Consider the following 6,339-nt stretch of genomic DNA (forward strand, 5'->3'; position numbering starts at 1 on the left):
CAGGCCGACCATGCAGCGGACCATCGGGCGGTGGGCCGGCGGGGCCAGGTCGATCACGGTGCGGGCGGCGGCGAGGGTGCGGTCGACCCGGTCGAGCTGCTCGGTGATCAGGGCGCGGAACGCCGGTGTGTCGCGGGCCTGTTCGAGGTCGGCGCGGGTGACGCCGTGCCGGTCGAGCGTCTCGGCGGGGATCGTCAGGCGGCCGTCGGCGAGGTCCTCGGCGAGGTCGCTGACGAAGTCGAGGCGCTGGCTGGCGTCGATGAACACGCGGCAGGCGGCCTCGTAGGCGCTCTGGTCGCCGTCCGGGCCGAGCAGGGCGGCGACCACCATGAACGCGGGCAGCGCGTAGCCGTCGAGGTAGGCCTGGTAGTCGGCCTCGGTCGCGAACCCGGTGAAGTCGAGGTCGGCGAGGGCTCCGGCGAGGTGGCCGGGGACGCGGTCGCGCAGCACGGGGTGCGCGGCGGCGGAGGCCAGCAGCGGGCGCAGCTCGGCGTTGTCGCTCCGGCCGGTGGCGAGGCCCTCGACGACCTCCTGCTCCCAGCGGGCGTAGGCGGGCCTCCGGCCGTCGACCGGGCCGCTGTCGAGCAGGGTGTCGGTGCGGTGCATGAAGGCGGTGGCGGCGATCACGTGCGGGACGAGCCGGGGCGGCAGCAGCAGGCCGGCGGCGAGGGCGGCCTCGCGTCGGTAGGCGGTGACCTGCTCGCGCTGTCGGGTGTAGTCGCCGCGCAGTCCGGGGTCGTCGATGCCCGCCGCGTCGAGCGCGCGCTCCCAGCTGCCCACGTGCTTCCCTTCGGTCTTTCGTTCGATCTTCCCCGAGCCTAGACGGTGGGCGTGGGGGTGGTGTGACGAGGGCCGGGTGCGAGTGAATGGTAAGCGTTCGGTAAGAGGGATTTGCTTAAGGTCGAATGGCGAGAGCCGCCCGTTTCTCCCGTCGGGGGGACGGGAGGAACGGGCGGCGAATTCTCGAACTCATCAGATGGTCGAGTTCGGCACTACGCCGAGAGAATGATCGAGTTGATGGGGGTGAGGTCGCGCCACTTCCAGCCCCAGCCTTCGGGGCTTTGGCAGTTGGTGCCGTTGTAGCCGTAGCAGAACGTCACCTTGGCGTTGCCGGTCTGGTTGTTGAGCACCCAGTGGTAGTTGTACTGGTTGGAGAGGTTGTACGTCCCGTAGTAGAAGTACTTGTTGGTGATCGTGTGGCTGTCGATCCCCTCGCTGTAGATGCAGACGTTCCCGTCTTCGCAGCCGTCCACGGTGTCGGCGTGGGCGGTGCCCGCGCCGGCGAGCAGGGAGGCGGTGGCGGCGAGGGCGGCCGCGCCGGTGCCGAGTACGGCCTTGAGACGCTTCATGGGGGAGTTCCTTTCCCGCGGTTCCGGTGGGCGGTCGATTCGCCCGTGAGAACAGGAAATCGGATCGCGGATCGGCAGTCGAATCATTCGAAACAATTCGAAGACGATCACGCGTAAAAGGGGGAATCACGTGATCCGGATCGAACTCTCGGCGGCGGCGGTGGCGCGCACGCGTTTCGCCGTTTCGCCGCTCTACCAGGCCATGCACCTGCTCTTCGCCCTCGGGCGCCAGCCGCGCGCGGTGCCGTGCGAGTGGCGGGTGCGAGCCCGGGACGTGATCGGCGGGCGGCGGTTGGGGCTGCTCGCCGCGTTGGCGATCAGTTCGGACGGCTACACGCCCGACTTCCTGACGCCGGAGCCGGTGGCCTACCGGTCGGCCGTGGAGGACGAGTTGCACCTGGTCGCCACGGCTCCCGTCGAGCGGGTCCGCGCGGAGATGGGGCTGGTGCTGTCCGGGCTCGCGGACCTCGGCATTCCGGCCCGCCGGCCGCGCGCCCTGGTGCTGGACGCGCTCGACGGCGGCGAGGACGGCTTCGCGGCGCGGGTGGCGGGGGAGTTGGGCGCGTTCTGGGCTGGTGTGCTCGGGCCGCACTGGCCGGGGCTCTCCGCGCGCCTGGAGCACGACATCGCCCGCCGGGGTGAGCTCACCGCGGGGCTGGGGCTGGGCGGGATGGTCGCCGGTCTTCATCCCGAAGTGGGGTGGCACGACGGGACGTTGTCGGTGCGGCGGCCCGGTCGTCCGGACCGGCGCCCGGGACTGCGGATCACCGGGCCGGGCGTCATCTTCGTGCCGGGCGCCTTTCCGCCGGGGCTGATGCTGTCCTTCGACCCGGCGGCGGGGAGGCGGACGCCCGTGGTGGTTTACCCGGCGCTCGGTCCCGAGCCGGACGCCGGCGGGCGGCTCGGCGGGTCGCGCTCGTCGATCCTCGCGGAGCTGACACGGGCCCGGACGACGGCCGACGTGGCCGCGCGTGTCGGCCTCAGCCCGAGCACCGTCTCGTACCACTTACAGGCGCTCCACCGGGGCGGGTTGGTGCGGCGCACGCGGCAGTCCCGGGAGGTGTACTACCAGGCGGTGGGGGATCCGGCGGGGCGGTTGCGGTGAGGAGCAACAGCCGTACCGGGGTGAGCCTTTGGTGGCTCGCCCCGGTACGGGTGCCGGTGGTGACGATCAGTCGAGCGTCAGGAGACGGTCACGTCGTCGTAGTAGGTGTAGGTCGGGTCACCCGGGTAGTTGTCGTCGCGGTTCGTCAGGGTGAGGGTGTAGCTGTGGCCCGGGGTGACGGCGGCCGTCTTGTTGGTCCAGGTCGCGGTGGTGGCGCAGGTCTTGGCGAGGACCGTGGTGGTGGTGCCGGTGGTGTTGTCCTTCAGGGTGGCGGTGGCCCAGTCGTAGGTCACGGTGTCCGGGCAGGTGTTGCTGTACCAGAAGGAGAGCTTGCTGGAGCCGGCCGGGGCGGTGAACGTCTGGGCGATCGAGGAGGTCGCGCTCGGGTTGGCCGAGCCGACCATCGCGCCGTAGCTGCCGCTGTGGGCGGCGGCGGTCGAGGCGGAGGCGGAGCCGGCCGTCGTCCAGCCCGACAGGTTGCCGGTCTCGAAGCCGCCGTTGGTGATGGCTCCGCCGCCACCGGTGGTGCTCTCGGTCCAGCTGAAGGACGCACTGCCGGAGGCGTTGGTGGTGTCCGTGGCGGTCACGGTCACGGAGGAGGTGCCCGCGGTGGTCGGGGTGCCGGAGATGAGGCCGGTCGAGGAGTTGATCGACAGGCCGGCCGGCAGGCCGGTGGCCGCGTAGGTGAGCGTCTGGCCGGAGGCCGAGTCGGTCGCGTGGATCTGCAGGCTCGCCGCCGTGCCGACGGTGCCGCTCTGGCTGCCCGGGTTGGTCACCGTCACCGTGTTCTGGCCGGTGCCGCCGACGATCGGGTGCGAGATGGCGCAGGAGTTGGTGTCGTTGGACCAGCTGGCCTGCTCGGCGAAGGTGCCGGTGCCCATGGTGACCATGGCCGCGCCGCCCGTGGTGCCCGGGGAGAGCCAGGCGCACTCGTCGGAGTTCTCCTGGCCGTTGTAGCTGCTGCCGGCCACGTGGTTGGTCCAGCCGCCGGCCGGGAACTGGTCGGACATCGTCTCCTGCCACTCGTGGCCGAGCGTCATCGTCCAGCCGTCCAGCGTGCCGCCGCTGCCGGAGTTGACGAACCCGACGCCGCAGCCGGCGCCGGAGTCCATGTTGTACGGCTGGTTGGAGAACGCGAGGTCGCCGTAGGGCGAGTTGACCGCGCCGCCGGTGAGCGTGGTGTCACCGGTGTAGTCGTGCCAGGCGCAGTACGAGTTCTGGTAGTTGTCCGGGTTGGTGCCGTGCGGCGACAGGATCACGTAGTACGCGTCGCGGTTGGCCGCCGCGGTCGTGTTGCCGAAGTGGCCGGCCGCCTTGACGGCCTCCTGGCCGAGCTGGTTGCCGGTCGCGGCGCTCGGGGAGGCGCCCGAGTTGTCGTACCAGACGCCGGACAGGACGCCGCCGCTCTGGTACGGGACGAAGCTGGCGTTGGACGGGCAACTGACCGCGCCAGAGGCGACGTTGGGGCCGTCGCACCACTGGGTGAGGTCGGCGGACCAGAGCTCGCCGCCGGTGCCGATGTCCTTGAACATCTCCTGGGCGACGGGGGCGGCGCCGTTCGGGTCGCCGGAGAACGTCGCGTCGCCGCTGCCGTTGGTGCCCTGGCTGCCCCACTGGGTGCCGTAGAAGACCAGGTAGACCTTGGCGTGGCCGCTGAGGACGCCGACGCCGTTGGTGCCGCCGCCGTAGGAGAGCGTCTGCGGGCCGGTCGCCGCCGTGCCGGCGTGGGTGTCCTCCCACGCCTTCATCCTGGCGTTCTGCTCGATGGTGGGGACGGCGCCGTGCCGGTACGGGTGCTGGTACGAGGGGCTGTACGGGTTCGACGTCGAGGCGCTCGGCCGGTTCGTCGCCTCGGGCTGCGCCTGCGCGGCGGTGGAGGCGAATCCGGCGGCGGCGAGGGCCAGCGCCGCGACGCCGGCCAGCGCGGACGTTCTCGCCGTGCGGGTCGGTCTGCCCGCCTTGTGGGGCGTGCGGGAAATACCCATGGTGGGGGGAGCCTCTCTCATGCCGACCACCCGCCTGCCTGTTGGCAGCGGGGCTGTGCGGGGTGAGGACGGAGGACGGCAGGCCGCACCGGCACGTGATCCGACGAAGCGTCAGTCACGTTCTGCGAGGGGGATGAGGGGCGGTGGAGCCTGCCACGCCACAGCAAAGCAGGTCCCGGAAAAGTGGGTCAACGGCTCGACGGGTAAAGGGATTTGAGCTGAACACAACGGGTTCGGAAAATCCGCACGCGGGCGTGTGGGTGGGATGCCGGATTTTTCGTGTGAACAGTTGACGGGCCGCTTATTCACTGATGGTGGGACTTATCCGGTGAAGACGCGGCGGAGGTGTGCCGGCGGTCTTGACCGGGGTGCAGCTCCCTGCCACTGTCATGCTCGAAGTTGATTGAACTGAAGTAGAGTTGAGCAAGAGTGAGCCAGGGAGTGCCCGTGTTCCCTCATCGCCCGTCCCGTCGACTCGCCACCCTGGTGACGACCGCGGTCCTGCTCGCGGCCACGGTCACCGCCTCCGTGCTGCCCGGCGGCACGGCGTCGGCCGACGAGCCCGCCGACGCCGTGACCTACACCGTCACCGTCGGGGCGCCGACCCCCTTCACCCACCCCACCGACACCCCGGCCGTCCCGTACGTCGACAAGGACGGCACCTTCTACTTCCAGCAGTCCGCCGCGCTGTACGGCAAGAACGACCCGCGCTACTGGGACTTCTTCACCGGCGCCGACTTCGACACCGCCACCCGGTCCGCCGCGATCAGCGGCGCCGTCAACCCGGCCGACCCCGCCGACCGCAACGACGACACGACCGCGCGCTGCAACAACAGCCCCACCGGGCGCGCCGCGACCTTCGCCGGCGGCACCAGCGGGTACGCGCAGAAGAACTACTGCGACCTGTCCGGCGTCTGGATCGACCCCGACACCGGCGACTGGTACGGCCTGGTGCACAACGAGTTCACCCCGCAGCCGTTCGGCGACGGGCTGCACTACGACGCCGTCGACTACGCCGTCTCCACCGACCAGGGGCGCACGTGGGCCATCAAGGACCACGTCATCACCTCGCCGTACAGCACGGGCCGCGGTGACACCGCGCAGTTCCCCAACGAGACGTACTACTACGGCGACGGCGACCAGCGGCTGCTCGTCGACACCGCCTCCGGATACTTCTACGTCTTCTACGGCTCACGGGTCGTCGACAAGAGCGGCGGCTGGAAGGCGTTCCACTCGCACGTCGCCCGCGCTCCGATCGCCTCGAAGATGGCGCCCGGCTCGTGGCACAAGTGGTACGACGGCGCCTGGACCGAGCCCGGCACCGGCGGACGCGAGAGCAACATGGTGCCCGTCGACGCCAACAGCTCCACCGGCTACACGGCCGCCGCCGACGAGTACGACCCGGCCAACACCGGGACCTCGGCGCAGCAGATCGCGGCCGGGACGATGCCACCGACCTCGCCGCTGTTCGTCATGGACGTCACCTACGACGCCTACCTCGGCCTCTACATCGGCGAGCCGCAGGCCGTCGACCAGAGCGGCAACGCGCCCCAGCGCTACTACGCCACCGCCGACCTCGCGACCCAGAAGTGGGTGCCGATCGGCGACAGTGGCGGCTACCACACCGCCTCGTGGTACCGGTGGTTCCTCGACGGCGCCAACCGGACGAGCTCGGCGATCGTCGGCCGGAGCTTCCGTGCGTACTGCGCGTTCGGCTGCTCCGGCGGGGCGGACGGCGAGTACGTGCCGGTCACGATCGACTCGTCGGCGCCCGCCGCGCCGCCGGTCGACCCCGGCCTGGCGTACCGGATCGCGAACGCGGACGGGCGCGTCCTCGCGCAGGCCGCGGGCGGCCCGGACACCACCTCGCTGGTGGCGGCGACCGGTTCGGCGCGGGAGT

General features: G+C 71.0%; 4 protein-coding genes and 1 pseudogene. 2 read left to right on the forward strand and 3 right to left on the reverse strand.

Going from position 1 to position 6,339, the window contains the following annotated elements; translation table 11 throughout:
* Together AB0O00_RS26525 and AB0O00_RS26530 are read right to left on the reverse strand one after the other, a co-directional pair.
* Positions 1–780 (reverse strand): squalene/phytoene synthase family protein (locus AB0O00_RS26525; protein WP_363655825.1); only part of this gene is annotated, 780 nt, incomplete at its 3' end.
* A 212-nt stretch (positions 781–992) separates the two neighbouring features.
* Complete coding sequence (locus tag AB0O00_RS26530) at positions 993–1,349, reverse strand: hypothetical protein (RefSeq protein WP_363655827.1); 357 nt, start codon at positions 1,347–1,349, stop codon at positions 993–995.
* Positions 1,350–1,479: 130 nt separating this feature from the next.
* Here AB0O00_RS26530 and AB0O00_RS26535 point away from each other — a divergent pair, with 130 nt between their 5' ends.
* Positions 1,480–2,454: a helix-turn-helix domain-containing protein gene (locus tag AB0O00_RS26535; protein WP_363655829.1), complete on the forward strand. Its 975-nt coding sequence runs from the start codon at positions 1,480–1,482 to the stop codon at positions 2,452–2,454.
* Between the two features lie 77 nt (positions 2,455–2,531).
* Here the strand turns inward: AB0O00_RS26535 and AB0O00_RS26540 are convergent, their stop codons facing one another.
* Positions 2,532–4,439, reverse strand: a complete 1,908-nt coding sequence (locus AB0O00_RS26540; protein ID WP_363655831.1) for an Ig domain-containing protein — start codon at positions 4,437–4,439, stop codon at positions 2,532–2,534.
* A 528-nt stretch (positions 4,440–4,967) separates the two neighbouring features.
* Between AB0O00_RS26540 and AB0O00_RS26545 the strand changes: the two are divergent.
* Positions 4,968–6,339, forward strand: a pseudogene (locus AB0O00_RS26545) (hypothetical protein); the annotation flags it as partial.

Origin of the sequence: Kitasatospora sp. NPDC093558, assembly GCF_040683475.1 — a bacterium.
Classification (GTDB): domain Bacteria; phylum Actinomycetota; class Actinomycetes; order Streptomycetales; family Streptomycetaceae; genus Kitasatospora.

Excerpts from the sequence above, each read along its gene's own strand:
- AB0O00_RS26540 (WP_363655831.1), bottom strand. The coding sequence starts at position 4,439 with ATGGGTATTTCCCGCACGCCCCACAAGGCGGGCAGACCGACCCGCACG.
- AB0O00_RS26530 (WP_363655827.1), bottom strand. The coding sequence starts at position 1,349 with ATGAAGCGTCTCAAGGCCGTACTCGGCACCGGCGCGGCCGCCCTCGCC.